Origin of the sequence: Rheinheimera texasensis (assembly GCF_964031785.1) — a bacterium.
GTDB lineage: Bacteria > Pseudomonadota > Gammaproteobacteria > Enterobacterales > Alteromonadaceae > Pararheinheimera > Pararheinheimera texasensis_A.
Window position 1 is genome coordinate 97,164 of the sequence record NZ_CAXIRE010000017.1, and the last position, 26,890, is coordinate 124,053.

Consider the following 26,890-nt stretch of genomic DNA (forward strand, 5'->3'; position numbering starts at 1 on the left):
CTTCCGTTCACGTTTTCGAGACATGGTTCCAGTCTAGCCAGCATTTGTGCGCAGTGCCAAATCAACTTTTATCTGCTGGTTCAATCGCCTGGCGCGCAACAAAATCCAGTACTGTGGCGTTGATGCAATAACGCGGTTGGCCGCCCGGGCCATCCGGAAACACATGGCCTAAATGAATACCACTGACTTTGGCGCGAATTTCAATCCGCTGCATGCCAAAGCTGTTATCCGGCAATTCCACCACACTGCCGGCCACAGGTTTGGTGAACGACAACCAGCCGCTGCCGGAATCAAAACGGTCGCGGGTGTCAAACAACGGCAAGCCGCTCAGTTTGTCGATAAACACACCGTCCGGCGTGTTTTTGAAAATTTCATATTGTTTGCAAAACCGGCTGTCTGTGCCTTTATCAAAAGCGACAGCAAAGGCTTCTGAATCACCGAGCTGAAAAGCGCCGAGCGCCTGATAAAACTCTTTCGGGGTTAAATAACCCTGATGGCCAAACACTTCTTTGCCGTCCTGCAAAAAAAACAAAGTCGGGGTGGCAAAGGTCGGGGTTTTCAGCTGCAGGCCCTGCAGTTGCGCACTGGTGCGGGTGGTGACTGCAATAGTGCCGCGATAATGCTGCAGCACTTCTTTGCGGAATTTTTCGCAATAGGGGCAATAACCTTCGGCTTCCAGTACTAAGAGTTGTTTGCCTTTGAGTAACGCACTGTTGTCTGTCGCTGCGACAACTGTCGTTGCAAAGCGCACACCGGTGCTGTGATCCGGGCAATACCCATCCGGGTTTTTCACTAAATAGTCCTGATGATAATCTTCAGCCGGAAAAAACTCAGTCAGTGGCTTAATTTGCGTGGTGATGGCGCTATATCCGGCAGCACTGAGCAGTGACTGATACTGTGCTTTGACCGCTTCAGCCAGCGCCTGCTGACTGACATTTTGTACCAGAATAATTGAGCGGTACTGAGTGCCGATATCATTGCCCTGACGGTTAAGCTGGGTCGGGTCGTGGTTTTCAAAATAAACCTGCAGGATGTGGCGCAGCGACACTTTGGCCGGGTCAAAAGTTACCTTAACCACTTCGGCATGGTTATTTGGGTCCAGCCGCCGCGCCGGCGCTGTGATGGCGCGGTAATTGGGTTCGACCCCTTTGCCGTCGGCGTAACCGGATACAGCATTCAGCACACCGGGGATGGCGGCATAACGTTTTTCGGCGCCCCAAAAACAACCGGCGCCCAGCACTATGCTGTCACTTTGCATGCTGGCTTGTGTGGCTGTGGCGGGCGTTGCGGCCTGGGCCGGCAAGCAGGTTAGGGCGGAAACAATAGCAGCAATCAACAAGCGCATGGCAGATCTCCGGTCTTTATTATTTCGGACTTATACGACAAGACCGGCCAAACAGCGCACTTTGTGCAGCAGGCCAACAATATTCCCGGATTTAATAGCAGAAAAGCCCGCAAGCGGGCTTTTCTTATCGTGCTGTTGTCGCTGCAGCGGTTAAAACTTATAACTGACACCAAGACGCGCAGCGCGCGGCGAGGCTGGCGTGATGTTGTTATTGCTGTGTGCTGACGCGTAATAAGTTTTATCCGTCAGGTTTTCCAGATTAAGCTGCAAGCGTAATTCCGGCATTGGTGTGTAAAACACTGCAGCATCGACGCGGGTGAAACCTGGTAAGGTCACCAGATTGTCGACGGCAACAAAAGCTGACGACTGGCTGATTAAGCCTAAACCAGCGCCCCATTGTTCATTGAGTTGATACCGGTTCCACAATGAGAAGCTGTGCTCAGGCACCTGGCTTAACTGTTTACCTTTTTGCGCGGCTGGCGCGAGGATTTCGCTGTCCTGGAAGGCATAACCGGCAACAAAATCCCAGTGTGCGCTGAGTTTGCCGTTCACTTCAAACTCGACACCATTAACCTGCTGGCCGTCGACCAGAATCGACAACGTTGGATTGACCGGATCTGTCACTGCCACATTGGTGCGATCCAGCTGATACAACGCAGTCGCCACCGATAAGCTGTCACTGACGTCCCACTTCACACCAAATTCATGGTTGATAAAAGACTCAGGGTCCAGCGCAGCGTTGCTGATGGTCAGTGACGCCATTTGTTCACCGGCGCGCGGGACATAGGCTTTGCTGTAATTGAGGTAAACCGATACATCTTCCACCGGTTTGTAAATCAGGCCGGCGCGTGGTGACAATAAATCGTCTTCGCTTTGAATCACGCTGCCATTGCGGTGGTTTTCCAGTTCAACCTGATAATCGTCATAACGCAGACCCAACACGGCCTGCCACTGAGGCGTGATTTCAATCTGGTCCTGCACATAGACCGCTTTGGCTTTGGCATCGCTGGTATTGTCTGCGTCTGTGGCTGAGGCGCGGAACTGGACAGTGCCGCGATAAACCGGATTGGCCAGCGTGACAAAAGCCGAAGTTGCGTTCGCACCAACGTCGGTGAAATAGCCGGTCAGACGCTGGTTGTCGGTGTCTTGCTGATTCAGCTCGGCGCCGACCAGCATTTTATGCGTCACAGTGCCGGCTTTGGCTTCAAAGGTCAGGTCGGTCTGGTTCATCAGATTTTGCCGCGCCGTACTGCTGCTATAGGCAGACACTGCGACCCGGCCATTGGCTGGTGTATAAGCACCCGGGAAGACGTTGCCATAAAACTTGTCGTAGTCGGCATAACGCGTCTGGTTCACCAGTAAAGCACCGCTTAAAAACTCATGGCTGATTGTGGCAGAGACCGCGTCTACGGTGGCGGTGGAAGTGCTCAAGTCCGGGTTGCCGATAAAAGTCGCGCGGTTGATATTCAGCGGTTTATTGGTCGCCGGGTCAAACGGAATACCACGGTCGGTGATGCGCTCGTCATCAAAATGTTCATAGCTGAGCGCGAGCGTGGTGCGGTCTGCCAGGCGGTAAGTCAGCGTTGGGTTCACTGCAGAACGTTCCAGCGTGTAAAAATCGCGATAACCTTCGGAGTCTTCATACATGCCGGTCAGGCGCACGGCCAGCTCGTCGTTGACGGCATAGTTGTAGTCGCCGCTGATCCGCGCTTGTTGCCAGGAACCAATGGATGCATCGATACCGCCGGTATCGGACCAGTTTGCTTGTTTAGTGACGCGGTTAATCAGACCACCGGCACTGCCACGGCCGAAAATCATGCCGCTTGGGCCTTTTAACACTTCCACGCGCTGCACATTGTATAAGTCACGCAGGTACTGCACATCATCGCGCATGCCGTTGATGTAGAAGTCTGCGGTTGAGGTATTGCCGCGGAAAATCGGCGCGTCGCGGTGGCCTTCACCCTGAGCCATCTGCACACCCGGCACATAACGCACCACGTCGGCCATATTTTGCATGGCCTGGTCGTCGATTTGCTCTTCGGTCAGCACAGTGATGGCCTGCGGAATATCACGCAGCGGTGTGTTGGTTTTGGTCGCTGTGCTGATGGCTTCGACTTTGTAAGACTGAACTTCGCCTTTAACTTCAATATGTTCGATTTTTTTCGATTCATCGTCGAAGGTTTCTGCATGCAAGGCACCGGCCGGCAATAAAGTGGCGAATAAACTCAGGCGCAGGGCTTTATTCAATGGTGACAAAGACGGGACAGACTTCATTGGCATCGGGAGACTCCACAGGATTAACCTTTCTTTACTGCGTAATATAACACGAACCATTCTTATTACGCATGCTGTTACCTGTTTTGCCACCAGCGCTGCCTCCACTGAGCTGGTCTGATACCTCCGAAGCTATAGCAACGGCGACACGCAGCCAGTATGATCAGGCTTTCCTTGGGTTGAATAAACGGATACTGGATTGTCCCGACTGGCGCTGATGTTGTATTCCCTGCTGATTTATCTGCTGCGGCCTGTGTTGTTGCTGCTGTTTGTCTGGCGCAGTCGGGCTGATGCCGCGTACCGTCAGCGTTTTGCTGAACGTTTTGCGCTGCAAGCCATCACTCCTGCACAACAAGGCGGTTTGCTGGTACACGCGGTGTCGATGGGGGAAGTCGTTGCGGCAACGCCGCTGATTGAAGCTTTGCTGCGCGATTATCCGGCGTTGCCGTTGACTATCACTTGCACCACACCCACAGGTTCCGCGCGTATTCGTCAGCATTTTGCTGCGCAGATAGCGACAGGCCGGGTTTATCACTGTTATCTGCCGTTTGATACGCCGGGCGCTAACCGCCGTTTGCTGCACAAGCTGGCACCACAGCTGGTGTTGTTGCTGGAAACTGAACTCTGGCCAAATCTGCTTCACGCAGCCAAAGCGCATCAGGTGCCGGTGTTTTTGGTCAATGCGCGTCTGTCGCAACGCTCGGCCCGTGGTTACCGGCGTTTTGTCTGGCTGGTTAAACCGATGCTGCAACAGTTGACCGCTATCCTGGCGCAGGATAACGCCACAGCCCGGCGTTTTAATACGCTGGCCGGCCGGGATAAAGGTGCACCGCTGGCGGTGCGCGCCGGCAATCTGAAATACGATATGCGCATTGCGCCGGATTTAGCGCAGCGCGCCGCGGCACTTCGCGCTGACTGGGGCACGCGGCCAGTACTGGTCGCCGGCAGTACTCATGCCGGCGAAGATGAAATTTTGCTGACGGCACTGCAGTTACTGCGCCAGCAGCAGCCGGACTTGTTATTGATTCTGGTGCCGCGCCATCCGGACCGCTTTGACAGCGTGGCGCGACAAATCGAAACACAGGGCCTGAAGTTTGTCCGGCGCAGCCGGGATCAGGCCGTGACGCCTGACACTGCAGTGCTGCTTGGTGACAGCATGGGCGAGCTGATGCTGTGGTATCAGGCGGCTGATTTAGTCTTTATCGGTGGTTCGTTGATCCCACGCGGTGGCCATAATCCACTCGAAGCCATGTGTCTGGCGAAGCCGCTGTTATCCGGCCCGCATGTGTTTAATTTTGCGCTGGCTTATCAATTACTGGAGCAACATGCTGCGGTGCGTTGGGTGTCTGACGCCACAACGCTGGCGGAGCAGGTGCAGGCGCTGCTGGGCGATCCAGCGGAGCAGCAACGTCTGGCAGTGGCAGGGCTGCAGCTTTATCAGCAACAAGGTGGCGCCACAGCGCGCATTCTGGCGAAGATCAGCCAGCAGGCGCTGGCGACTCCCGTACCGCTGCCCGGCGAATTACGCTGGTGTGCGCCGGCCTTGGCGGCTGAGCTTCATGATGCACCTTTATTTACTCCGGCCTGGTGGCAGACACAACAGGCGGTGACCGGGCATTCGGTCGGACGTAATACAGTGTATTTTGTGCGTGCAAGCGGAGCTGAAACTGACTGGGTGCTGCGGCATTATTATCGCGGCGGGCTGATTGGCAAATTGAATAAAGACTGGTTTGCCCCTGTGCCGGTGGCCCGCAGCCGGGCGCTGGCTGAGTTCGGTTTATTGTTGTGGATGCGTCAGGCCGGATTACCGGTACCGGCGCCGGTGGCAGCGCGTTATCAGCGCCGTGGTTTTGGTTATAGCGCCGATATTTTACTGGAGCGCATCCCGCAGAGTCAGGACTTGTTTCATTATCTGCAGCAACAGGCGCTGGCATCCGCGCAGTGGCAGCAGCTTGGAGTTGTGGTGGCGCGGTTGCATCAGGCCGGGGTTTATCATTCCGATTTAAATTGTCACAACATTCTGCTGGATGCCAAAGGGCAGTTCTGGCTGATTGATTTTGATAAATGTGCCAGAAGGTCGGGCACGGACTGGTGGTCAGAGCCGGTGGCGCGCTTGCAGCGCAGTTTGCAAAAAGAGCTGGCGCTGCGGGCTGCTTTTTATTTCACAACTGACAACTGGCAGGTATTCATCACCGGTTATCAGCAACAGCTGGCGGCCGAAGCAGAAATTCACTGATTGCTGATTGGGTCAAAGCCAGGAAAAAAAGCCGCATCAGCGGCTTTTTTAGTTCTATATCAGACGGTTATTGCTGGCTGGTGCTGAGCGTCAGGCCAGTAACTGCAGCATAACCGTACAGACCGATATGGTAAGTGCCGGCAGTTGGGTTGGTGAAGCTGCAGCTTTCAGTACTACCGGTTTTGTATGGCCGGCAGGTGTAGCTGCTCAGCGTCGGCTGTGAACCGAGGCGCACGTACAGGTCAACGTCACCAGTGCCACCCGCAGTGCTGATGGTCAGGTTAGTGCGACCGGCAGGCACTGTCAGGGTGTAATATTTCCAGGTGCTTTTTGCCACTGAGATATTTGGTGTAGTGGTGGTGACCGGCGTGGTACCGCCACCAGTACCGCCGGCGGCTTTCGTCACTGCAGCAGCGGCATCAACAATACCGGTACCGCAGCTGGTGCAGGTGGCCGGGAAGGCGCGGGTGGTGGTCTTCAGAATTGATTCCACTTCATCCGGCGTGGCCGTTGGTTTTTTCTGCAGTACTAATGCCGCGACGCCTGCTACATGTGGAGCAGCCATAGACGTGCCTTGCATATAGGTGTAGATGTCTGAGCCTGGTGTGGTGGTGCCGCTATTGTGGGTCGACAACACACCGTTCGAGTCATTGGCTGAGTTCTGTGCACCGCCTGGCGCTGCGACGTCAACCGAAGTACCGTAGTTGGAGTAATAAGCGCGGCCACCGTTGCGATTGGTCGATGCTACGTTGACCACGCCGGCACAGTTGCCCGGGTTGTAGTTGTTGGCGTTGTCATTGTCATTACCCGCGGCGATGACCACGACTGTACCGCGTGAACGCGCTGAGTTAATGGCTGCCTGCGTGGTTGAGTCACAGGCACCGGAGCCACCTAAACTCATGTTAATGACCTTCGCCGGGTTGGCGTTGGCCGGTACGCCGGACACAGTGCCACCAGAAGCCCAGATAATGCCGTCTGCGATGTCAGAGGTGTAACCACCACATTTACCCAATACCCGTACTGGCACCACTTTGGCTTTGTACGCCACGCCGGCAACGCCACTGTTGTTATTGGTGACTGCGGCTACTGTGCCGGCGACATGAGTACCATGCCAGCTGGAATCCTGTGCTTGTGTTGGCTGACCGCCACCACAGGCACCAACCGCGACCCAGTCACCCGGATCTTTAGCGTCACTGTCGCGGCCACTGCCGTCGTTACCGATGAAAGAATCGGAAATCATGTCATAGCCAGGCAGAATGTTGGCATTCAGGTCAGCATGTGGGCGGTAACCGGTATCCAGTACCGCCACAACCACGCCGGTACCATCGGCCTGGTCCCAGGCTGCCGGTGCGCGCAGGCCACCGGTATTTTCATAATAATGCCACTGGTTGTTGTATTGGGTGTCGTTCGGCGTTGCCATGATTTGCAATAAGCGGTCTTCCTCAACTTCACCGACATTCGGATCGTTTTTCAGCGCTTTGATCATGTCAGCTTTTTCTTTGTCACTCAGACGACGCTCAGCGCGCACAATATGGCGGCCATTGACGGCGCTGGCGCGGACATAATCCAGCTCAGAACCGGCCAGTACCGACAGAGTTTCTTCGACATGCTGCTGCACATTGATTTGTTCATCGACGAAACTTTGCGTGGTCATATCAGCGTCCGACAGCACGTCGCCGGTGGCATTGCCACCTTGTTTGTACGTCAGAATAAACTGGGTATTGGCTTCGGTGGCTTGTTTGTTATCCGCCAGGCTGACTTCCTGTGCGGTGACTGGGGCCAGCATCAATGCTGTAAGGGTTCCAAGGGCGATTTTATGTAATTTGAATGGTTGCATTGTAAGTTCTCAATAACGTCTTGTTGTAATTGCCTGGACAGTGCCCGCTATTATTTTTGCTGCTGCACACTGAGGTGCTGCGCTGTGATGCGGGAAGCGCAATATTTCATCAATGCATTCATGCTGTAAAGATAACTAAATTAACATTTGGTTATATAAATGGGACTGTTTAAAAATCACTATGCACTAATGTGGTGCAATTTGGCTGTGGCGATCGTGCTGGAGCAGGCATCATTGCTGTGAATTATTACAAATAGTTACAGCTGTGAATTTATTACTATCGGTAATAAGTTAGATTTAAAAGGTATAAAAAATGCGGTTATTTCTGCATTTTTGGTCATGTGTGACTGTTAGAGCGGCACTGACGTTTGCCTTTCTGGCAGATCCGCCGGACAATAGCCGGTTTTCAGCCCGTCATTGCTAATGCTGTGGCCGAACCCGAATATCAGAGGTGTAAATTCCAGATGCAGCAGTGGGATGTCATAGTGATTGGCGCAGGCGCCGCCGGTTTGTTTTGTGCGATTGAAGCCGGTAAACGCGGCCGGCGCGTGCTGGTGCTGGATAACGGCAAAAAAATCGGCCGGAAAATTCTGATGTCCGGCGGTGGACGTTGTAACTTTACCAACATCTATGCCAGCCACCAGAATTACCTGTCGCAAAACCCGCATTTCTGCAAGTCGGCGTTAAGCCGCTACACCCAATGGGATTTCATCAGTCTGGTGCAGCAGTACCAAATCCCTTATCACGAAAAAACTTTAGGTCAGTTGTTTTGCGATGACAGCGCCAAAGATATTGTTGAGCTGCTCAGCAGCGAATGCCGCAAAGCCGGTGTGCAGATTGCTTTGCAGCAACAAATTAGCAGCGTCACGCATGCAGATGGCCTGTATCAGGTAGTGACACCAGAACTGACACGCAGCTGCCAGAGCCTGGTGGTGGCCTGCGGCGGCCTCAGTCTGCCAAACTTAGGGGCTACTGCTTTTGGTTATCAGCTGGCGGAACAGTTTGGCCTGAAGCTATTACCGGTACGCGCCGCACTGGTGCCACTGACCTGGCAACCGGCCGACAAAGCGGTATTTGAAGAAATCAGCGGTGTGGCGTTGCCGGTCACTGCCGAAGCCAATGACGTGATGTTCCCGGAAGATATGTTGTTTACCCACCGTGGTTTGAGCGGTCCGGCGATTCTGCAAATTTCTTCGTTCTGGCAGCCCGGTGATGATTTGTTGATCAATTTACTACCACAGCTTGATGTCTCCGAATTTTTACGTGAGCAACAGCAAAAACACCCGGAGCAGGAACTGAAAACGGCCTTGGGTAAAGTATTACCGAAACGGCTGGTGGAAAAACTGATAGAAATCAAGCTGATCAACAATCAGCCACTAAAAGCGCTGCAACATAAAACCATCAGCAATATCAGTCAGGCGCTGCATCATTATGTATTTAAACCCAACGGCACTGAAGGTTATCGCACCGCTGAAGTGACCTTGGGCGGCGTTGATACCAACGAGTTGTCGTCCAAAACCATGGAAGCGAAAAAACAGCCGGGCCTGTATTTTGTTGGCGAAGTGATGGATGTCACTGGCTGGCTCGGCGGTTACAACTTCCAGTGGGCCTGGAGCTCGGGCTGGGTTGCCGGGCAGTATTGCTGATGGCCAGTGTTAAACCCGGCCCGGACTGGCTAAGTCGTAAATTATCGGCGCGCTGCCAGCAGCAGGAGCAAAAACTGCGCGAGGTGCTGCAAAAGTTGTGGCCTGACTGGCAACAACAGGGCGGCCTGGGCCTGGCTTATCAACTACAGTTTGAGCATTTTCCGCAAAGTTTATTGGTTTATGTGCTGGCGCCCGCTGACCAGCGCGAGTTGTTGCTCACGGCATTGCCAGATTGGCAGCTGCAGCTGCAACAGGCCTTGTTTAAAAAAGGCATTGTGCTAAAACCGCCGCTGCGTCATATCAGCGTCTGCAGTGAATTCCCGCCGCTGGACCTTCGATGCTTCTGCGTGCTCAGTTCACACCAAACAGCCTCACATTAATACGGCAGCACTGTGCCATCCCAATGTAACAAAGCACCATTTTGAGCCGGGGTTAAATCTTCCACTGTTGTGGCCAGTCGCTGTGCGGTTGCCGCAGGGCTTTGCAATTGGCCGGCTGGCAAATTGCGCTGGAAGGGTTTTGACATCGCTGTGTCGGTGGTACCCGGATGCAACGCAACCAGGGTCGCTTGCGGCAGCTGACGTTTCAGTTCTATCGCGGCGCCTCGTACCAGCATATTCAGTGCGGCTTTACTGGCGCGATAACTATGCCAGCCACCACTTTGATTGTCGCCAATACTGCCGACTTTCGCGGATAACCAGCACAATTTCACTTGTGGTGACCTGGTCAGCCAGGGCCAGACGGCCTGCAGCCACAACGCCGGCAAAATTGTATTCACTTCAAAGGCCTGGCGTAAGTTGGCAGCGCTGAGTTGCCGCAGGCTTTTCTCTGGCTGTAGCTCTGTCTGGTGCAGCAGACCGAGGCAACAAAACACCAGATCGACTGGTTTGCTGAACACAGAGGCCAGCGCATCTTGCAGCTGGGCAGAACTTTGTTCCAGCTGTTCTGGCTGATACAGATATTGGTGCAGAACCGGTTGTGATCCCTGCCGGGTCACAAGGGCAGCTGTGGCAGGTTCAACCGCCAGTGCGGCACGGCTAAATACCGACACCGTTTCGCCGCGACTCAGATAATGGGCGGTTAAAGCCGCGCCAATCCCGCTATTTCCACCCAAAATAACTACATGCATCTGCAGACTCCTGTTGTTGTCTGCTTACAGGTACGCAGCAGCGCCCGCTCAGATCAGCGGTTTGGTGTCATGCCGCAGCTGACTGTCACGCTGGCGAAAAAAAAAAATCCACCGGATGTGACGGCAACACCGCAACGGGCGCATAGCGGCAGATCGCAATAAAACTGAACTGTGTCAGCAATATAGGGGATCCGTCGTCTGCCTGTGGCTGCGTACGAATGCAGAGTCTGTAAAGCTGGCGTGGCGCGGGTTGTAGCGAATCTTTGCCCTGCGCTTGGCGAATCAGCAGCCTTGGCTATAGTAAAAAGGTTCAGGCAAACACCGCAGGAGGGATGCTATGGCAACAATCTCGGAAAATGCATATCGGATGATTCGTTCACATGCGATTGATCCGGTGGAAGCAGAACAGTTTTATCAGCAGGGTCTGGCCTATTTCGGCTCTGACGCGTTGTTTGCGCAGTGGTTGACCAATGCCAATGCTTATACCATGGGACAGGCGCCTATCAATGCTTTGTCGGCAGAAAATGGCATTGCCTATCTGACCAGTCTGATGAGCCGGATGCAGGACGACTACTGATTACTTGTAACTGCTTTCTAAGCAAAAACAACAAAGGCGGCCGAAGCCGCCTTTGTTGTCCCAACCAGTCCGGCCCCAACAGCCGGTCCCAACCTGATTTGTGTAACCCGACGCTTTATGCGTACAACCGGTCGAAGATATTCAGGAAGGTTGGATGCCGTTCAATTTCCAGCGGCGGTAAATGCAGGCGGCCGGCGATGTCACGGGCACTGATCACCCCACGGATCTGGTGGTTTTCTAAATCAATCACTACACAGAACGATTCGCCATTGTGCTGCAGTGTGTTCAGTACATCACCGACAGTGCAGTGCTGAATCTGCTGGTAGGACAGGGCGATCAGGTTGTCGCGGTGACGCATCAGATCAACCACCTGCAGCTCACTGGCTTTTAAGTCTTTGCTGACATGTTGCATGATGTTCTGTGATGACAGTTGTTCTGTACTGATCAGACCAATCATTTCTTTATGCGTATCCACCACCAGCTTAAAGCTGCAGTGTTCATGCGTCATCATATCCAGTGCTTCCAACGCATTCGTTTCTGCATCCAGAATGGCTGGTGCACTGTGACGGAAGTCATTAAAAATCTGCAGTGCCGGTGACTTTAACGTGGTATCGGCAAATTCGGTTGGTTGGATTAAATGATCAATATTATCAACGGTATAAACGTTTAACTTTCTCATACATGCCTCACAGGAGCCCGTCAACGCAGGCCCAATCTAATCTGGAAATAAAGAATGCAATGCTGTTTTGACAGCGGGACAACAGATTAGGCGATGGCAGGTGGTGCGCGAGGCGCAGCGAGCAGCAGATTTGGCTGACGTGGCTGTGGACCACTGAAGGTGTAGGCAATAACGTCCGGATAATAGGCAGTGGCAACAGATGTGGCCTGTAACAGCACCGGATGTTTGGTTTCGGGGTCTTTTGGCGTTTCTGCGTCAGCAACTTTAGGACTTTGCTGGCTGAGCAGGACCTGACTGTGACTGAACTGTGCTTCTGTATTATCAACCCATGCCTGAGATGCAGAGCGGGTTTCACCCGACAGCTGGATACTCATGTAGAGGATGACTAAAAACAGTTTCAGCAGACGCATAGAATCAAATCTCTGACAGGTTCAACAGCAGAACCATGATTTGACTATAGCAGTGGCTGTTTTAAAAAGGCAATGAAAAAAAACGCACAGCCTGAGCGAAAAAGTCAATCAGGCTGTGTTTAAAAACTCTGATCCAGGTCAAGATTTACTGCAGTTTATCTGGTTGGATCTTGTTTGAAAAACCCTGTAGCTACAGCAATTTTATGCCAAATTTCAATAAGCTGGCGATCGCAAAGATCGCGGCCAGCCCTCCCAGATACAACAGGAAAAACCAATGGTTGCCCGGGCGTTGTAACCGCTGCCATTTGCGACGAATGGCAGTTGTAAGAGAAAAAATTTCAGCTGTCCGGGTCTTGTTTTCCATCTCAGTAGCCCTCGCTGAAGTCTTCGACTTTACCGGCAAAGATACGGTAACCCCAACAGGTATAAGCCAGGATTAAAGGCACAAAAATCAATACACCCGGCAGCATAAACTGCAGGCTGGCTTGCGGTGCGGCTGCTTGCAGATAACTGAGCTGGCCCGGCACTATTGCCGGGAACAGGCTGACCAGCAGGCCGGCAAAGCCCAATGCAAACAAGCTGGCGGCAAGCCAGAATGGCCGGTCTTCGTGGCGGCTATGCGGGATGGCGCCAGCTTTTAAATGACGCTGCACCCGGCCTAAATCGCGATAAAGCAGACGGGCGGCCAGCACTGATAACAAAGGCAGCGGCCACAACCAGAGGAAATGCCAGCCGCCAAACCAGCGTTGCCAGATGTCGTCGCTGCCAAGCGCAGTAGCGATACTGACCACCAACATTGCCACCATCAGCACCCAAACTAAACGACGGCCGTAGCGCGCCGCGCGTTGTTGCCGCTCGTCGCGGCACTTCATCACCAGATAAGTACAAGCGAGCAGGGCATAACCGGCCAGTAAAGCAAAACCGGTAAACACAGTGAAGGGGGTCAGTAAATCCAGCGGCGAGGCTGACACCAGCGGTGTCCCGCCAATCAGTACGCCAAGCATCAGGCCCTGGCAAAAGGCTGCCACCGTGGAGCCGATAGCAAAAGCGCGGTTCCACCAACGTTTGGAGGTTGTTGATTTAAAACGGTATTCAAAAGCCACGCCACGAAAAATCAGCCCAATCAGCATCAGCATAATGGGCGCATACAAGGCCGAGGTCAGGCCGGCGTAAGCCGCCGGAAAAGCGCCGAACAGAATGACACCACCAAACACCAGCCAGGTTTCGTTACCATCCCAGACGTGGGAAATGGAGCGCATCAGCTGGTCTTTGTCGGCTTCGTCGCGAAACCAAGGGTATAAAATACCGATCCCGAGGTCAAAGCCATCCAATAGCACGTACATCAGGATGGCAAACCCCAGCAACAGGAAATAAAACAGCGGTAAATCCATTATTTGGCTCCTTCAGTCTGAGTGGCTGTGCCGTGTAGGGTTTTGGTCAGCGCCAGTGCATAACCAGAGGCTTCAACGCCAATCAGATGGTGTTGTAAGTCTGCCAGCGGCGGCGGGCCTTTTTTAATCAGTTTGCGGAAAAAATACAGATAGACGCCAAACAGCAGGCTGTATGTCAGCACAAACAGGGTCAGCGACAACGCCACCCGCTCTGGCGGCAGCGGAGACACCACCTCGCTGGTGCGGACCAGGCCATAGACAATCCAGGGCTGGCGGCCGACTTCAACCACATACCAGCCGGCTAATACTGAAATAACCCCGGTTGGCGCCATCAGACTACACAGCCATAAAAACAGCGGCTGTTGGTACAGCGCGTCGCGCCGGCGCAGCCAGAGGCCCCACAGCGCCAGCATTATCATCAGAACGCCCAGGCCAACCATGACGCGGAACGAGAAAAACACCAGTGGCACATTGGGTCTGTCGGCTTTTGGCACCGATTGCAGGCCGGTCAGTTCACCGTGCCAGTCGTGGGTCAGGATCAAACTGGCCATGTCCGGAATGGCGACTTCAAAGTGGTTTTTCTCCTGCACCGGGTCCGGAATGGCAAACAATAACAGCGGCACATTGTGTTCACGCGCTGGCCAAATGCCTTCCATTGCCGCGACTTTCACTGGCTGATGTTCTTTTACGTTCAGGCCGTGCAAATCGCCGACAAACGCCTGTAAAGGCGCAAAAATCAATAACCACCACAGCGAAAATGACAGGCCTTTGCGAGCAAAGGCGATATGTTCCTTGCGACGTAAATACCAGGCCGAAGTAGCGAGAACAACCAGACCAGCGGTCAGCATAGTGGCGAGCAGCATATGCACCAGCCGGTACGGCATCGACGGGTTAAAAATTACCTCCAGCCAGCTTTCGACGACAAATTTACCGTCAACGATGGCGTGGCCAGCCGGGGTTTGCATCCAGCTGTTGGCGGCGATGATCCAAAACGCCGAGATCCAGGTGCCGACTGCCACAGTGCAAGTGGCGAAGAAATGCAGCCGCGCGCTGACGCGTTGCCAGCCAAACAGCATCACACCGAGGAACCCGGCTTCGAGGAAAAACGCCGTCAGTACTTCGTAGGCCATTAAAGGTCCGAGTACAGCGCCGGTCAGCTCAGAAAACTTCGAGAAGTTAGTGCCAAATTCGTACGACAGTACAATACCGGACACCACGCCCATGCCAAAAGTAATGGCAAAAGGTTTGATCCAGAATTTAGCCAGTTGCAGGTACAGCGGATTGCGGGTTTTCAGCCACAGGCCTTCCCAGATAGCGATAAGCGTCGCGAGGCCAATAGTGATAGACGGGAAAATAATGTGAAAGCTGACAGTAAAGGCAAACTGCAGCCGGGACAGAAGCGCGGAATCCAGTTCCATCATGCTGCTCCCCGGCCGCGTCCGGCCCAGAACCATAACGGCGCCAGTACGGCGGCGATACCTACCAGAAAAGCCAATTCAGTGAAAAAGACAGACCACAGCATGGATGAACTCCCAAACGACCTGAAAATCAACAGCGATGCCAGTTCAATGCGATTGTTGGGCCATGCCGGTACAATTTAGCAAAACATTGATCTGTATCAATAAATACCAAGCCGCTTGAGCACGCTGACAAGCTGGTTTACGCTATGTCCACAATAAAGCGTCAACACCGTTGACACTCTGTGTCTGAAATGCGGGGAGACCTGATGGATTTAGCGCTGTTATTTGAAACCATGCTGGGACTGACCAGTCTCAGTGCTTTGTGGACCGGGCTTTGGCTCTGGTGGCATGCCCGTTTTCAACCGGTGTTAAAACCGCTGGCCGGTTTTTGCGCCATGATGGCGGCCTGGTGCGGTGGCCATCTGGCGCTGCAACATGACTTGCTACTGCCCGGTAAAGTGCTGATCTTAGCCAATCCGCTGATGCCGGCGTTTTTTCTGCAATTTGCGCTGCGTTATGTCACGACACAGCCGCAACAACCGCAGCTGCGCTGGATTGAATGGTTACGCCAGTATCAGGCCTGGCTGTTGCTGGGCTCGGTGCTGGTGGTGCTGCTGAGCTGGTCACAACCGTCGGCGCGGGTACAGGCGCTATATGGTATGCCGGTGTTTTTTCTGTTTGATGGCTTTGGCTGGTTTAATCTGGGGTACACCGTGCTGCTTGGTATGTTGGCGCACTGGGTGTTATGGCGCGGCCGCCATGCTTATCAGGGCAATAAACGTCATTCTGTGGTAGCTATTTCAATGACCGCCGGCATTGGTTTGTTACTGGCGACCAGCTTTGTCTTTCCCTCGTTAGGCCTGAACTGGTATCCCTGGCCGATGCTGGTGTTGCCGCTGTATCTGGTGCTGCTGGTGTACAGCGTGGTGCGTTATCAGCTGCTGGCGGTCAATGCCTTTGCCAGTCGCGCGCTGCTGTATCTGGTGATGGGGCTGCTGCTGTTGTTGCTGACGGCACTGATCAGTTCGTTATTCGGTCAGTTTGGCATGCCGGCTTTAGCCGCAGTGCCGGGCTGGCAGCTCTGGCTGTATTCCAGTTTGTTGCTGTTATTCGCCGCCGCCGCGTACCGGCCGGCCAGTCGGTTGGCCGAACGGCTGATTTTCCCTGGCGTGCAGCTCAGCGAAGCCATGGTCAGCCGCTGGCAGCAACAGCTGGCTCTGGCTGCCGACTGGCAGCAGCTTGCTGAGCAGGCGGCAGTGCTCATTCGTCAGCCGTTAAAACAACCGGTACAAATTGGGCTGTTGCAGGGCACTGAACTGCTGGCGCAGAGCACTGAATCGTCGTCGCTGAAATTGCAGGTTATTGCAGTGAAAAGCAGTGAGTCAGCAGGTAACAGCTGGCAATTTTCAATTGATGGCGAGCAAGGTCTGACACCAACCTTAAAACTGACTGCTGAAGTGTTTGGCTCCTTGCTGGTCAGCAGCTGCGCCCGTTTGCAATCGGCCTTAGCGCTGGCCGAAGCTGAAAAACAGCAGCTGGCGCAGCAACATTTGGTTGAACTCGGCGCTTTGGCCGCGGCGATGGCGCATGAATTGCGTAACCCGCTGAATATCATCTCGATGGCTTCGGCTGCGGTCGATGCCGAACTGCGTGGCCATATTCAGACTCAGCTAAAGCGCGCCGACCGGCTGATCGCCGACATGCTGGTGTATGCCGGCCGGATGCAGCTGCAACCGGTGTTGTTTGAGCTGCAACCGCTGGTGCAGTCATTGTTACAGCAGGCGCCGGATGGCGTGCGTACTGAGCTGGAGATGCCTGCTGGTTTACAACTGCAGGCCGACCCCTACCGCATCCAGCAGGTGCTGCAGAACCTGTTCGACAACGCTTTTGCCTTTTTACGCAATCAGCCCGGCGCTTGTCTGCGGGTGGAAGCCGGTATTTTCGGCGGCGAAGTGCAAATCCGTGTGCTGAACAATGGCCCGGCGCTGGATGCATCTTTGCTCGACGGCCAGCTATTCCGGCCTTTTGTCAGTAAAAGGGCCGGTGGCAGTGGCCTGGGTCTTGCCATTGTCGCCCGTATTATCGAGGCCCATCAGGGCCGTATCCAACATCAAAGCGACCCGGTCTGGCCGGTCTGCTTCGTATTACATTTGCCTGCTATTTCCGGAGAGATACGCTGATGAGCGCTGCTTTTTCGTTAGATAATTTCCGCACAACCCGCATCTTGCTGGTCGACGACGAACCGGCGTTTCGCCTGCTGGCTGAACGATTTTTGCAGCAGCAGGGCCATCAGGTGTTGCTCGCAGCCGATGTGGCTCAGGCCAAAACAGTGCTGGCGCAACAGCAGGTTGATTTAATCCTGTTGGATTTATCTTTACCGCCGGCCTTTGACCCGCAGGCCACCTTGCAGGCGCTACCAGAGCTGGCCGGCCAGCCGGTGATCATTCTGACCGGCCATGCCGAACGGGAACTGGCGCTGCAGGCAATTAGCCTTGGCGCCTGGGATTTCCTTGCCAAACCGATAGATCCGGACTTACTGGCGGTCGTGGTGAAGCGGGCGGTCAGTAAACACTTGCTGGAACAGGAGCTGAACAGCTTCAAACGCGGCGCTGTGGCGCAGCAAGGGCTGCAGCAGCTGGTGGGAGTGTCGCCGGCAATGCGCAATATCCGCACGCTGATTGAACGCATCGCACCGACCGACGTGCGGGTACTGGTGACAGGCCCGTCCGGGACTGGCAAAGAAGTGGTATCCAGAGCGCTGCATCAGCTCAGCTTGCGCGCCGCCGGGCCTTTTGTCTCGGTGCATTGCGGTGCTATTCCGGCCGAATTGCTGGAAAGTGAGTTGTTTGGTTATGTGCGTGGGGCTTTTACCGGCGCTGACAAAGACCGGCAGGGCCTGCTCAGTATGGCCGACGGCGGCACGCTGTTTCTCGATGAGATTGGTGAGATGCCGCTGCCGATGCAGGTCAAACTGCTGCGGGTGTTGCAGGAAGGCACTTTTTATCCGGTCGGTGGCCGCGAGCAGAAAAAAATTGATATCCGGCTGGTATCGGCCACCAATGCGCAGTTGCCTGAACTGGTGAAACAGGGTCGTTTTCGCGAAGACTTGTATTACCGCATCAAAGGCATCACGCTGGAAACTCCGGCGCTGGACGAGCGGCGTGAAGATATTCCGCTGCTGATCCAGCACTTTTTACAGCAGATCGCCGCAAAGTCAGCGCAAAACGTCCAGTTGTCGGCACCAGCACTGCAATGGTTTTTAGCAAGGCCCTGGCCGGGCAATGTACGTGAACTGCGCAATACGCTGGAAAGTGTGGTGGCGATAGCCCGTCACGGCGTGGTGCAGCTGGCCGATATTCAGCTGTTGCATCTCGACGCGCAGGAGTCTGCGTTTGCCGATGTGCAGTTACCGCCCGGCAGTTCGCTGGACGAGCAGGTGCGCCAGCTGGAAATTCGTTTATTAAGCGAAGCGCTGACCACCCATCAGGGCAACCGCAGTCAGGCGGCGCGTCAGCTTGGTTTGTCGCGCCAGGGCCTGCTGAAAAAAATTGAACGTTATGGCCTGCAGCAGATGGGGCAGACCGATTAACGGTTGCCCTTGTTCATCTGTGCGCTGTATTCAGTTTAAGGTAACTGGGTTAAATCCAGCACTGGTGCTGCGGTGGCTTCGCGGCTGAATTTGCTGCCATAAGTGGTGAAATCATCAAAAAAACCACCGTTTTTCAGATAAAACCGGCCATTTTTCACGCCGCCCTGATAGTCCCAGCGCGATTGCCGTTTAGCGGTATCGTCATAGCTGAAACTGGCTTGTTGTAACGGCAGCCATTCACCGGCGGCAGTTCTGATCCAGCCGTTGCCATATTGCGCTTCACGGCTGAACTGACCGGCTTCCGGGATAAAGTTTTCCAGAAAGGCGTGATGATGGGTTAACCAGGTTTGGGTCTTGGGCCGGCGGAAGCTGGCGATCAGGCGCCAGCTGGCCTGCTCCGGTGCATAAAACCAGGCGCTGTAATCGGTGCTGTTATTGTCGCCCGGTTTGGCTTTGAGCAGAAATTTGTAGGTGTTGTCGGCGCGCCACGGATAAACCAGATAACTCTGACCACCGGAGCCTTCATTGCCAAATTCACCGGTCTGGACCTCCGGCCCTTTGCGCAGCAGCTGTACCCGGTCTTCCGGCGGTATTTTACTTGGGTCGTCGGTTTCGTAAGGGCTCCAGACCGAAAACAACACGCGGCGCTCGCTGGCGGAATTGACCTGAATACCAAAATAACCCTGACCAAAACCATTGGCCATGTAATAAGAGCCAATCACGTCCTGGCCGGCCGGGACTGTCAGTTCCGAATAAAAGTATTCCACCGCTGCATTGGTCGGGCTCGGATAATTCAGGTGCACCGAAGGCCCACGCCGGCCCCAGTAAAACTCATCTTTAATAAAATAGCTGTCACTGCCGACCGCGCTGCCGCCGATGAAAATGTCATTAATATCGGCAAACACCTCGGCACTGGCACTGATGCCGCGCAACACGATTTTCTGATAACCCGGCTTGCTGACGCTGAATTTGCCGACATAAACCTGCTGCAAGGCCGTGTTGCTCAGTTCAACTTTTTTGCTGACACCGCCCAGGCTGACTTCCAGCGCCGAAGTGCCAGACAACACTTTGGCATTTAACGCCAGTTCCAGCTCGCCAGTTTTACCAAGCCGCAGGTATGTGACTATTGTGTCCGAACTACGACGCCAGTTGCGGATGCCATTAGTCTGAATAATGCTTTCAGTTTCTTTCGAATTGCCTTCCACCCAACTATTGGCCGCGGTCGGCACTTTGATGCTCAGTTGCGGTGTTTGCGGTTGCGACGGGGTTTGCTGTGCTGGTGTGGTGACAGTAGCGCTGGATGTGCCGCCACTACTGCCACAGCCTGTCTGCAGCAATGATAAAAATAACAGGGCCGTTCCGGCCAGTGATTGATGCCTCATAACAACACTCCTGCACACTTCTTAAATAAAGCTATTTAAAATAAAGTGAAATATTTATGAATGGTTTTGCAGGATGCTAACTTTTGCACAAAAAGAAAGCAAATGAAACTTGCGAATATTTTATTGTGGTGAAAAAAACTGCATCAGGTCGGCATGGATCAAGGCGTAGTCGGTGGCGCCAAAAAACTCGCGGTGATAACGCACTAAATCGCCCTGATACTGCCGGTCCTGCATTTTCTGGTCGAGCAGGCGAATGAGCTGCAGACCAAGCGGGCTTTTGTTACAGACGATATAACCGCGCGACAACACGACTCCTTGCAGCGTCTGGCCTATGACTGGCTGATTGATGCCTTGTTTTTTTAAGCTGGCCCGCACTATAGCCGCGAATTCAATTACGGCATCCAGTCGCTGTTTGCCGAGCATCAGCGCCAGATTTTCGGCAGCGTCATCGCCACTACGGACAAAAAACTGCTGCGGATATTGTTTGATAAGCAAGTCGATCGCCGGGTTATAACTGCGGCCTGCTGCCACTCCGATTTTTAGCTCCGGATGCTGCTGCAGCAGTTGTTCCAGATTAACAGGTTGCGTAGACAGTGGTCGGGTGCTGAGTAATTGCAACGGCGGATAAACGCTGGTTGGCAGTTTGGCGAAATACAAAAACTGCTCGCGCTCCGGCGTGTGGACTTTATTCAGCGCACAATAATTACTGTTCTGGCGCAGCAACTCCCAGGCGCGGGCATTGCTGAGCAGCTGTGGTTCTATTTGCAGTTCGGGCAGGGCGATTTGTTGTAGTTTGGGCAGGATCCGGGTTTCGACATTAATCCTTTTGTCGTCACTGAGCGGCATGTGATTTTCCAGCAGCACCATCTGCAGCGGCGCTGCTGTCGCTGCGGTGGCAAAAAAACTGAGGGCAAACAAAAATTGTCGTGTCACAGTCGTTCCCGTCGTGCTGCTCTGCATCAAACTGTAACGCAGTCAGCGATTTTTTCGACTGAATTTCAGCGAAAAAACCGGTGAACTGGCGAAATTTAGCGGCAAATTGGACAGAAAAACGGTTATTGGCTGCGGATCAGGTGCAGTTGTTGTTGTCTGCCGTCGAGATAATAAAATCGCTGACCATCAAAATAACCATCCTCTTCCAGCATGATGCGAATTTCGTTGCCCCAGGCCGGCAGATCTACCGCCACATTCAGTTCAATCGAATAAGCCGTATTGGCATAAAGCGGATAATCGCCGCTGCCCGGTGTGCCGTGTTGGTTGTCCCACATGCCGATGGTTGGGCCGGCGGCGTGGCCATGATGACCAATCGGATGGCTGTAGATGGTCGCTTTCAGGCCTTTGTTTTTGGCGTCTTGCAGACTTTTCGCCAGCAGGGCGTTGCCGCTGAGGCCGGTTTTAAAGTTGCCGGTCAGAATATCCTGCGCCTGATTGCCGTGTTGAAGCGCTTGTTTTAAATAGTCCGGTGCATCGGTTTCGCCCGGCCGCAACACATAAGCATGTTGTTGCTGGTCGGAATTAAGCCGCAGGTAAGTCAGGCCAAAATCGACGTGCAGCAGGTCGCCGGGCTGAATAATATTGTCGGCTTTTGCGGCGCTAAATGCCTTAATCTGGTCAAATTTGCCGGAGCTCGGCCGTTGGATGGAAACGGTTGGATGGAACCAAACCGGCAGGCCAAGCCTGGTGCTTTCCTGACGCAGCCACCAGACCACATCTTCAGTGCTGGTTTTGCCCGGTGTGACCACTTCGTTGGAAAAAGCCCGCGATATCAGCTTGTGGCCAATGGCGGTCAGGTTTTTATATTGCCCGATTTCTGCCGGCAACCGAGTCTCCAGCCAGCCGACCGCCAGTTTTTCCGCACTGACTAACTTGCCGGATAAGTCTGTGCCGAGGCTTTTTTTCAACAAATCCAGTTCGGTCGCGACCATACCATCAGCGTGACCATAATTGGCTGACTGGTTAATGCCAATGCGTTTGGGGTTTTTACTGCGGATAAGGTCGGCGAGTGCCTGCCATTGGTCCGGTTGTTTTTCCACATCCCAGGCTTTTTTAAACGCCGTACCGACGTCATAACGCGCCACAGCATACAGTTCCGGCGCCTTGCCTGCGCCCGGATTGACTATCACCAGCATGGTGCGGCGGCGCGCTGACAGCCAGGTCGCCGGTAACATGGTTTTCAGCACCGGGTCTTCATTGTATTCCCGCGAAATCAGCAGCCACATGTCGATGTTTTCGCGCTGCATCAGCGGCGGCAGAATCTGCGTCAGCCGTTGCTGGAGCAGCTCATCAATCAGCTGGGCCTGTTCGCGCTCCGACAACACATCGGGCGTGGTGGTGGCAAAAACAACAGGACTGAACAGCAGCGCGAGCGCCAGATAATGTGGTTTCATCGTTGATTTCCTTTGGGACAGACCCGGCTAAGCTCGCAACTATTGGCTGAAATTTATCCTAAAAGAAAAAAACTTTCCGCAACAGGCGATTGGACCGGATTTGGCGGGAGTTGGTCTTGTCGGTGATAGTTGAAGAAGCGTACTGCAACTGCGGCAGAGTCGTCTGGTGCTGCCGCAGGAGGTGATTGCTGATCGGTGTTACGACCAATGAATATGCTTAATTTTCCACTGGTCGCCCTGCAATTGCAGGATGATAGTTTCCATGCCCTGATGGTCGCGCTCTTTCCCCTTGTAGGTGCCTTTGGTATGGCTGCGGGCAATCGAAATGGCGGTATCGCCATTGATGCTGACCTGATGCTCGAGCGTGGTGACCTGCATGTTGGCCAGATAAGCCATATCCGCACCCATATGATGCTGTTGATATTCATCAGCACTGCGCTCGACACTGCCACCTTCATAGATAGTGACATCATCGGCCAACAGCGCGCGCGCCTGCTGTTTGTCGCCGCTTTTCAGCGCCTGATGAAAGCTCAGCACAACCTTGGCGGCGGCTGTGTCTGTGCCTTTGCTGATGGCCGGCGTATGCGGCTGATTGCCGTGGGCGGACAGGTTAAAACTGAGCAAAGCCGTCAGCAGCAGTGGAAAGGTGATTTTTATCATTATGTTCCCATTATTATCGTTAGTTTGGCTGGAGTTACTGTAACTGTTGTGACTGCATTTGGAAACGCTGACGACGCAGCGGACAAAACGGCTGGGCAGCGTGACAGCTTTACTTGCCCAAAACCCCCGCCGGCCTTAAACTTTGCGCACTTTTTTCCCGCCACAGGGCTGCCACTTTGACCGACGCTACTTCTTTATTCCGCCTGAACAAATTTATCAGCGACACCGGCTTTTGCTCGCGGCGTGAGGCGGACAAGCTGATTGAATCGGGCCAGGTCAAAGTCAATGGTCAGGTGGCGGTGGTCGGCACTAAAGTCGCGGCGGATGATAAAGTCGAAGTGGCTGGCAAACCGTTGAAAAACAAACCACGTCGGGTTTATCTGGCTTATCACAAACCGGTGGGGATCACTTGTACCACTGAGCTGCACGTCAAAGGCAATATTGTTGATGCGGTGCAGTATCCGGAGCGGATTTTCCCGATTGGCCGGCTGGACAAAGAATCCGAAGGCTTGATTTTCCTCACCAATGACGGCGATATCGTCAATAAAATCCTACGCGCCGGCAATGCACACGACAAAGAGTATGTCGTCACCGTCGACAAACCTATTCACGACAACTTCCTGAAAAAAATGGCCGCCGGCGTGCCGATTCTCGATACTGTGACTTTACCCTGTCAGGTCACGCAGAAATCCCGCCAGACCTTTAATATCGTGCTGCGTCAGGGTCTTAACCGGCAAATCCGCCGCATGACCGAATACTTGGGGTTTAATGTCACTAAGCTCAAACGCGTACGCATTATGAACGTGCGCCTTGCCGGCCTCGCACCAGGCCAATGGCGTGAACTGACGCCGGTCGAAATGGCGGAGCTTGAGGCTATGTTGCTGACTTCCAGTAAGACTGAAGAAGCTTCGAAGTTGGGCGGCGGGGCTTATCAAGACGAGGAGTGATGGGGTGGTTTTTGCCCAACGGGCAGCGGTTGGTTTATTTTTCGTTTTTACCTCTGCGGTGAGACCGTCTAGCAAAGAGTTCACCTAACGGTGAGTCACTTTCTTTTGTTTCAGCAAAAGAAAGTAACCAAAGAAAAACCGACCCCGGTTCCGCTCGAAAGTCCGTCTGAAAAGTCGCCGTCCAAGGCAGCGCAGCAACTCGCGGTGCGCTAGCGTCGCACCGCTCAAACACTCTGCGCTTTAAAACCTTGGCCAACGATTTTCAGCCGGCTCGCTCCAACGGGGGAGAGGGTTTTGTAGATGGTGCCGATGAAACAATCCAAAGCTGCATGCTGTAATCGTGAGATTTGCTTTTAACTTTCTTCCGTTAAAACAAAAACAACTAAGAAAACCCATCGCCCGTTGGAGCGAGCCGATGCAAATCAGCGGTTTGAGGTTTTAAGCTGGGGAGTGTTTGAGTGCGGCGACGGTAGCGCCGCGCGAGTTGCCCCAGCGCCTCAAACTGTTGATTTTCATCGGTCTTTCGAGCGGAACCGGGTGCTGTAGAAGTCAAAGACATAGGTTACATTTTACTTCACAGACATAGGTGACACTTTCAAAGTCAGGTAGTCCAGTTTGTCGCCTTTTGCTTTTCTTTCATCTATTGTCCCTAAACGAACGGGACCAAAATAGATATCCCAAACCCCATCTCCCACCAGCTCTAAGCCGACCCATTCCCGATGGAGTAAATAACCAATGTAGACGCGAAATGACCGCCAATAAATGAGCCCACTCTGGCAAACACGGGCATGCTGAAAATAAGCTGGGTATTTGATTTCTGGCAGTTTTTCCGGATATGAACTGCTCGACGGATGGTAGAAATCGCATGGCCGCTTTTGTGATAAACCTTCGTGAAGACGTTCATGGTTGTAATGTTGTTTAAATTCTTCAAGTAAGACCCGCTGCGCACTTAAATCGGCTGCGCCAGGCTGACCAACCCATCGTTTTAATGTCCGGTGCATCCGCTCGTGACGGCCATTTTGCTGGGGTTTTCCAGGTTCAATCCGCTCAGGAATAATCCCTAATTTTATCCACCAAATCGACAGTTGTGATAATCCGCCAACACCTGTGCTGGCAAAAGGGACTCCATTGTCACTGCGGATCCGCGCGGGTAAACCATATTCCCGAAATAAACGCTCAAAGACCGGCATTGCTTCAGCCGTCTTCGTTGAGTTCAGACCTTCACATGCCAGTAAATATCGACTGGCATGGTCCATGACTGTCAGTGGATAGCACCATTGCCCATTTTTCAGTCTGAACTGGCCTTTATAGTCGACTGACCATAACTGATTTGCCTGCTGCACACTTTTCAAAGGGCTGATGCCTTTGGGGGTTCGTCTGCTTTTTCGCCGCGCCGCTATGCAACCTGCGCCTTTGAGAATGTTATAAATGGTAGTTTGCGAAGGAACCTGTGAGCTATCAAAGCGACTGAACAACAAAGCCTGAATTTTCTTTGCGCCAAGCACATCACCTTTGTACGAGCGCAGCTCCACAATCGCCTGACGAATGGTATAAGGGGTGACACCCGTGTGATGTGGCCGCCGGCTCTGCTCGCTTAAACCTTCAATACCGGTTTTTTCGTAGCGTTCAACCCACTTATAACCTGTTTTACGGCTGATCCCGTATTGGCTACACAAGGCCTTAAACGGCGCGTCATGCCGCAGATAGTCAGCAATAAACTTCACTTTTTCATCCATTGGCTTCACCTCATTCCACGGCATAGTTCACTCCGGATGTTGGTTTATTCATCCAGAGAAGTGTTACCTATGTCTTTGAACTAATGTGTCACCTATGAGTGTGAACCTTACCGGTCGGTTTTTCTTTGGTTACTTTCTTTTGCTGAAACAAAAGAAAGTGACTCACCGACAGGTGAACTCTTTGCTAGACGGTCTCCCCGCAAAGGCAAAAACGATAACAACAACCAAACCGCCGCCCGCAGGGCAAAGCACCAGCGGCAGCGGCAGCAGAAAAAACGACTATTCATCACAGACAAAACACATCAAAAAATCTAATCCATCCGTCACAATTCTTCTAGTGCTTCCGCCACAACCCTGTCACGCAGGCCCTTTAATCTGACGCCCGTTGCTGCAGCCGCAGCGCCAACTCTCAGAAGGAAAATCGGATGAAACTGCTGACTCACACTCCATCACTGCTGGCCGGTCTGTTTGCCCTGGGTCTGATGAATATCGGCGCTGCACAGGCTGCAGAACAACACAGCTACAGCAACAGTGGTTACTGCCAGTTGGCAGCCAAAGGTACTTCACAGTATCAGCGTAATTTGCTGGCCGCTTATGCTGGCAAACTGGGTTATGCGCCAAGTCAGCGCGAATGCCGTACCCTACAGCAACAGCGCACAGAGGCCGCGCCGGTATTTGAGCTGGGTAGTGCCATTAAACAATTTGAACAGGGTTCAGTGCGCAAACTGCCAAATGCTACTGTGGAAAAACTGAAAGAGCTGGATCGCAGTCGCCAGCAACAGTGGTTTAATCAGGTCGCGGGTTAATCTGCACCATCACAATACGGGTGGCAACACTCACCGCCCGTACATTTCTGCTGCTAACTCTTGAGCCATCCCACTGCAATTGCCTACAATGGCGCTCTTTTTTTTCAGCAGAAGCTCAGCATGAACGACACCACCGCACGCCCGGAATTACCAGACCGTTTATCAGTCCAACCGCGCAGCCCGCATTACAATGCCGCTGTGTTCGAATTTGATATCGGCATCCGCCTGAACGGCAAAGAACGTTTTGATGTCGAAGAATATTGCATCAGCGAAGGCTGGGTCAAAGTACCAGCCGGTAAAGCGGTCGACCGCCGTGGCCAACCGCTGCTGATGACGATGAAAGGCACAGTCGAAGCCTATTACCGCTAAGACACAGCAAAATCTTTAAAAAATCGCCCG

At 53.4% G+C, this 26,890-nt stretch carries 23 protein-coding genes; 9 read left to right on the top strand and 14 right to left on the bottom strand.

The window, feature by feature from the left end:
• Nucleotides 1–61: 61 nt before the first annotated feature.
• Nucleotides 62–1,345 carry a peptide-methionine (S)-S-oxide reductase MsrA gene (msrA, locus tag ABNT34_RS06935; protein WP_348730043.1) on the bottom strand — a complete coding sequence of 428 codons (1,284 nt, stop codon included), beginning with the start codon at nt 1,343–1,345 and terminating at the stop codon, nt 62–64.
• A gap of 150 nt (nt 1,346–1,495) precedes the next feature.
• Nucleotides 1,496–3,625 carry a TonB-dependent siderophore receptor gene (locus tag ABNT34_RS06940; protein WP_348730044.1) on the bottom strand — a complete coding sequence of 710 codons (2,130 nt, stop codon included), beginning with the start codon at nt 3,623–3,625 and terminating at the stop codon, nt 1,496–1,498.
• A gap of 193 nt (nt 3,626–3,818) precedes the next feature.
• On the opposite strand from ABNT34_RS06940, the gene waaA reads away from it, so the two are divergent.
• Complete coding sequence (gene waaA / locus ABNT34_RS06945) at nt 3,819–5,855, top strand: lipid IV(A) 3-deoxy-D-manno-octulosonic acid transferase (RefSeq protein WP_348730046.1); 2,037 nt, start codon at nt 3,819–3,821, stop codon at nt 5,853–5,855.
• A gap of 67 nt (nt 5,856–5,922) precedes the next feature.
• On the opposite strand, the gene ABNT34_RS06950 is transcribed toward waaA, so the two are convergent.
• The gene (locus tag ABNT34_RS06950) at nt 5,923–7,692 is read right to left on the bottom strand and encodes a S8 family peptidase (RefSeq protein WP_348730048.1); all 1,770 of its coding nucleotides are present in this window, start codon (nt 7,690–7,692) and stop codon (nt 5,923–5,925) included.
• 464 nt (nt 7,693–8,156) lie between these two features.
• Between ABNT34_RS06950 and ABNT34_RS06955 the strand changes: the two genes are divergently transcribed.
• On the top strand, nt 8,157–9,338 hold the full coding sequence (locus ABNT34_RS06955; RefSeq protein WP_348730050.1) for an NAD(P)/FAD-dependent oxidoreductase: 1,182 nt from the start codon (nt 8,157–8,159) through the stop codon (nt 9,336–9,338).
• Nucleotides 9,338–9,718 carry a hypothetical protein gene (locus ABNT34_RS06960; protein ID WP_348730052.1) on the top strand — a complete coding sequence of 127 codons (381 nt, stop codon included), beginning with the start codon at nt 9,338–9,340 and terminating at the stop codon, nt 9,716–9,718. Before ABNT34_RS06955 ends, ABNT34_RS06960 begins: the two co-directional genes overlap by 1 nt.
• Here the strand turns inward: ABNT34_RS06960 and ABNT34_RS06965 are convergent.
• Complete coding sequence (locus ABNT34_RS06965) at nt 9,715–10,467, bottom strand: SDR family NAD(P)-dependent oxidoreductase (RefSeq protein ID WP_348730054.1); 753 nt, start codon at nt 10,465–10,467, stop codon at nt 9,715–9,717. The two genes, ABNT34_RS06960 and ABNT34_RS06965, sit on opposite strands and share 4 nt — an antisense overlap.
• A gap of 337 nt (nt 10,468–10,804) precedes the next feature.
• On the opposite strand from ABNT34_RS06965, the gene ABNT34_RS06970 reads away from it, so the two are divergent.
• Nucleotides 10,805–11,044, top strand: a complete 240-nt coding sequence (locus ABNT34_RS06970) for a hypothetical protein (protein ID WP_348730055.1) — start codon at nt 10,805–10,807, stop codon at nt 11,042–11,044.
• A 115-nt stretch (nt 11,045–11,159) separates the two neighbouring features.
• On the opposite strand, the gene ABNT34_RS06975 is transcribed toward ABNT34_RS06970, so the two are convergent.
• The 5 genes from ABNT34_RS06975 to ABNT34_RS06995 all read right to left on the bottom strand — a co-directional run bounded on the left by ABNT34_RS06975 (nt 11,160) and on the right by ABNT34_RS06995 (nt 14,945).
• Nucleotides 11,160–11,723 (bottom strand): CBS domain-containing protein, encoded by a 564-nt coding sequence (locus tag ABNT34_RS06975; protein ID WP_348730057.1) that lies wholly within the window; start codon nt 11,721–11,723, stop codon nt 11,160–11,162.
• 86 nt (nt 11,724–11,809) lie between these two features.
• Complete coding sequence (locus tag ABNT34_RS06980; protein ID WP_348730059.1) at nt 11,810–12,133, bottom strand: hypothetical protein; 324 nt, start codon at nt 12,131–12,133, stop codon at nt 11,810–11,812.
• A gap of 190 nt (nt 12,134–12,323) precedes the next feature.
• A complete protein-coding gene (locus ABNT34_RS06985) occupies nt 12,324–12,497 on the bottom strand; it encodes a hypothetical protein (protein WP_348730061.1) in 174 nt (57 codons plus the stop codon).
• 1 nt (nt 12,498) lies between these two features.
• Entirely contained in the window at nt 12,499–13,524 is a 1,026-nt protein-coding gene (gene cydB / locus ABNT34_RS06990; protein WP_348730062.1) for a cytochrome d ubiquinol oxidase subunit II, read from the bottom strand.
• On the bottom strand, nt 13,524–14,945 hold the full coding sequence (locus ABNT34_RS06995) for a cytochrome ubiquinol oxidase subunit I (RefSeq protein ID WP_348730064.1): 1,422 nt from the start codon (nt 14,943–14,945) through the stop codon (nt 13,524–13,526). Before ABNT34_RS06995 ends, cydB begins: the two co-directional genes overlap by 1 nt.
• A 305-nt stretch (nt 14,946–15,250) precedes the next feature.
• Between ABNT34_RS06995 and ABNT34_RS07000 the strand changes: the two genes are divergently transcribed.
• Nucleotides 15,251–17,164 (top strand): HAMP domain-containing sensor histidine kinase, encoded by a 1,914-nt coding sequence (locus tag ABNT34_RS07000; RefSeq protein ID WP_348730065.1) that lies wholly within the window; start codon nt 15,251–15,253, stop codon nt 17,162–17,164.
• Nucleotides 17,164–18,573 (top strand): sigma-54 dependent transcriptional regulator, encoded by a 1,410-nt coding sequence (locus ABNT34_RS07005; protein ID WP_348730066.1) that lies wholly within the window; start codon nt 17,164–17,166, stop codon nt 18,571–18,573. Before ABNT34_RS07000 ends, ABNT34_RS07005 begins: the two co-directional genes overlap by 1 nt.
• A gap of 35 nt (nt 18,574–18,608) precedes the next feature.
• Here ABNT34_RS07005 and ABNT34_RS07010 read toward each other — a convergent pair whose 3' ends face one another.
• The 4 genes from ABNT34_RS07010 to ABNT34_RS07025 form a co-directional block, all read right to left on the bottom strand.
• Nucleotides 18,609–19,955 carry a DUF3472 domain-containing protein gene (locus ABNT34_RS07010; RefSeq protein ID WP_348730068.1) on the bottom strand — a complete coding sequence of 449 codons (1,347 nt, stop codon included), beginning with the start codon at nt 19,953–19,955 and terminating at the stop codon, nt 18,609–18,611.
• 120 nt (nt 19,956–20,075) lie between these two features.
• Entirely contained in the window at nt 20,076–20,888 is an 813-nt protein-coding gene (locus tag ABNT34_RS07015) for a hypothetical protein (protein WP_348730070.1), read from the bottom strand.
• Between the two features lie 122 nt (nt 20,889–21,010).
• The gene (locus ABNT34_RS07020) at nt 21,011–22,342 is read right to left on the bottom strand and encodes a M24 family metallopeptidase (protein ID WP_348730072.1); all 1,332 of its coding nucleotides are present in this window, start codon (nt 22,340–22,342) and stop codon (nt 21,011–21,013) included.
• A 198-nt stretch (nt 22,343–22,540) separates the two neighbouring features.
• Entirely contained in the window at nt 22,541–23,002 is a 462-nt protein-coding gene (locus ABNT34_RS07025; RefSeq protein ID WP_348730074.1) for a nuclear transport factor 2 family protein, read from the bottom strand.
• A 176-nt stretch (nt 23,003–23,178) separates the two neighbouring features.
• Here ABNT34_RS07025 and rluF point away from each other — a divergent pair, with 176 nt between their 5' ends.
• Nucleotides 23,179–23,949 carry a 23S rRNA pseudouridine(2604) synthase RluF gene (rluF, locus tag ABNT34_RS07030; protein WP_348730076.1) on the top strand — a complete coding sequence of 257 codons (771 nt, stop codon included), beginning with the start codon at nt 23,179–23,181 and terminating at the stop codon, nt 23,947–23,949.
• A 569-nt stretch (nt 23,950–24,518) separates the two neighbouring features.
• Here rluF and ABNT34_RS07035 read toward each other — a convergent pair.
• The gene (locus ABNT34_RS07035) at nt 24,519–25,709 is read right to left on the bottom strand and encodes an IS481 family transposase (RefSeq protein WP_348730078.1); all 1,191 of its coding nucleotides are present in this window, start codon (nt 25,707–25,709) and stop codon (nt 24,519–24,521) included.
• A 401-nt stretch (nt 25,710–26,110) separates the two neighbouring features.
• Between ABNT34_RS07035 and ABNT34_RS07040 the strand changes: the two genes are divergently transcribed.
• The gene (locus ABNT34_RS07040) at nt 26,111–26,491 is read left to right on the top strand and encodes a hypothetical protein (RefSeq protein ID WP_348730080.1); all 381 of its coding nucleotides are present in this window, start codon (nt 26,111–26,113) and stop codon (nt 26,489–26,491) included.
• Nucleotides 26,492–26,611: 120 nt separating this feature from the next.
• On the top strand, nt 26,612–26,860 hold the full coding sequence (locus ABNT34_RS07045; RefSeq protein ID WP_348730082.1) for a DUF3297 family protein: 249 nt from the start codon (nt 26,612–26,614) through the stop codon (nt 26,858–26,860).
• Nucleotides 26,861–26,890: the final 30 nt, after the last annotated feature.

Excerpts from the sequence above, each read along its gene's own strand:
- ABNT34_RS06970 (WP_348730055.1), top strand. The coding sequence starts at position 10,805 with ATGGCAACAATCTCGGAAAATGCATATCGGATGATTCGTTCACATGCG.
- msrA (WP_348730043.1), bottom strand. The coding sequence starts at position 1,345 with ATGCGCTTGTTGATTGCTGCTATTGTTTCCGCCCTAACCTGCTTGCCG.
- ABNT34_RS06955 (WP_348730050.1), top strand. The coding sequence starts at position 8,157 with ATGCAGCAGTGGGATGTCATAGTGATTGGCGCAGGCGCCGCCGGTTTG.
- ABNT34_RS06965 (WP_348730054.1), bottom strand. The coding sequence starts at position 10,467 with ATGCATGTAGTTATTTTGGGTGGAAATAGCGGGATTGGCGCGGCTTTA.
- ABNT34_RS07010 (WP_348730068.1), bottom strand. The coding sequence starts at position 19,955 with ATGAGGCATCAATCACTGGCCGGAACGGCCCTGTTATTTTTATCATTG.
- ABNT34_RS07045 (WP_348730082.1), top strand. The coding sequence starts at position 26,612 with ATGAACGACACCACCGCACGCCCGGAATTACCAGACCGTTTATCAGTC.
- ABNT34_RS07035 (WP_348730078.1), bottom strand. The coding sequence starts at position 25,709 with ATGCCGTGGAATGAGGTGAAGCCAATGGATGAAAAAGTGAAGTTTATT.
- ABNT34_RS06985 (WP_348730061.1), bottom strand. The coding sequence starts at position 12,497 with ATGGAAAACAAGACCCGGACAGCTGAAATTTTTTCTCTTACAACTGCC.
- ABNT34_RS06995 (WP_348730064.1), bottom strand. The coding sequence starts at position 14,945 with ATGATGGAACTGGATTCCGCGCTTCTGTCCCGGCTGCAGTTTGCCTTT.
- ABNT34_RS07020 (WP_348730072.1), bottom strand. The coding sequence starts at position 22,342 with ATGAAACCACATTATCTGGCGCTCGCGCTGCTGTTCAGTCCTGTTGTT.
- ABNT34_RS06960 (WP_348730052.1), top strand. The coding sequence starts at position 9,338 with ATGGCCAGTGTTAAACCCGGCCCGGACTGGCTAAGTCGTAAATTATCG.
- ABNT34_RS06975 (WP_348730057.1), bottom strand. The coding sequence starts at position 11,723 with ATGAGAAAGTTAAACGTTTATACCGTTGATAATATTGATCATTTAATC.
- ABNT34_RS06950 (WP_348730048.1), bottom strand. The coding sequence starts at position 7,692 with ATGCAACCATTCAAATTACATAAAATCGCCCTTGGAACCCTTACAGCA.
- ABNT34_RS07005 (WP_348730066.1), top strand. The coding sequence starts at position 17,164 with ATGAGCGCTGCTTTTTCGTTAGATAATTTCCGCACAACCCGCATCTTG.
- ABNT34_RS07040 (WP_348730080.1), top strand. The coding sequence starts at position 26,111 with ATGAAACTGCTGACTCACACTCCATCACTGCTGGCCGGTCTGTTTGCC.
- ABNT34_RS06940 (WP_348730044.1), bottom strand. The coding sequence starts at position 3,625 with ATGCCAATGAAGTCTGTCCCGTCTTTGTCACCATTGAATAAAGCCCTG.
- ABNT34_RS06980 (WP_348730059.1), bottom strand. The coding sequence starts at position 12,133 with ATGCGTCTGCTGAAACTGTTTTTAGTCATCCTCTACATGAGTATCCAG.
- cydB (WP_348730062.1), bottom strand. The coding sequence starts at position 13,524 with ATGGATTTACCGCTGTTTTATTTCCTGTTGCTGGGGTTTGCCATCCTG.
- ABNT34_RS07025 (WP_348730074.1), bottom strand. The coding sequence starts at position 23,002 with ATGATAAAAATCACCTTTCCACTGCTGCTGACGGCTTTGCTCAGTTTT.
- ABNT34_RS07000 (WP_348730065.1), top strand. The coding sequence starts at position 15,251 with ATGGATTTAGCGCTGTTATTTGAAACCATGCTGGGACTGACCAGTCTC.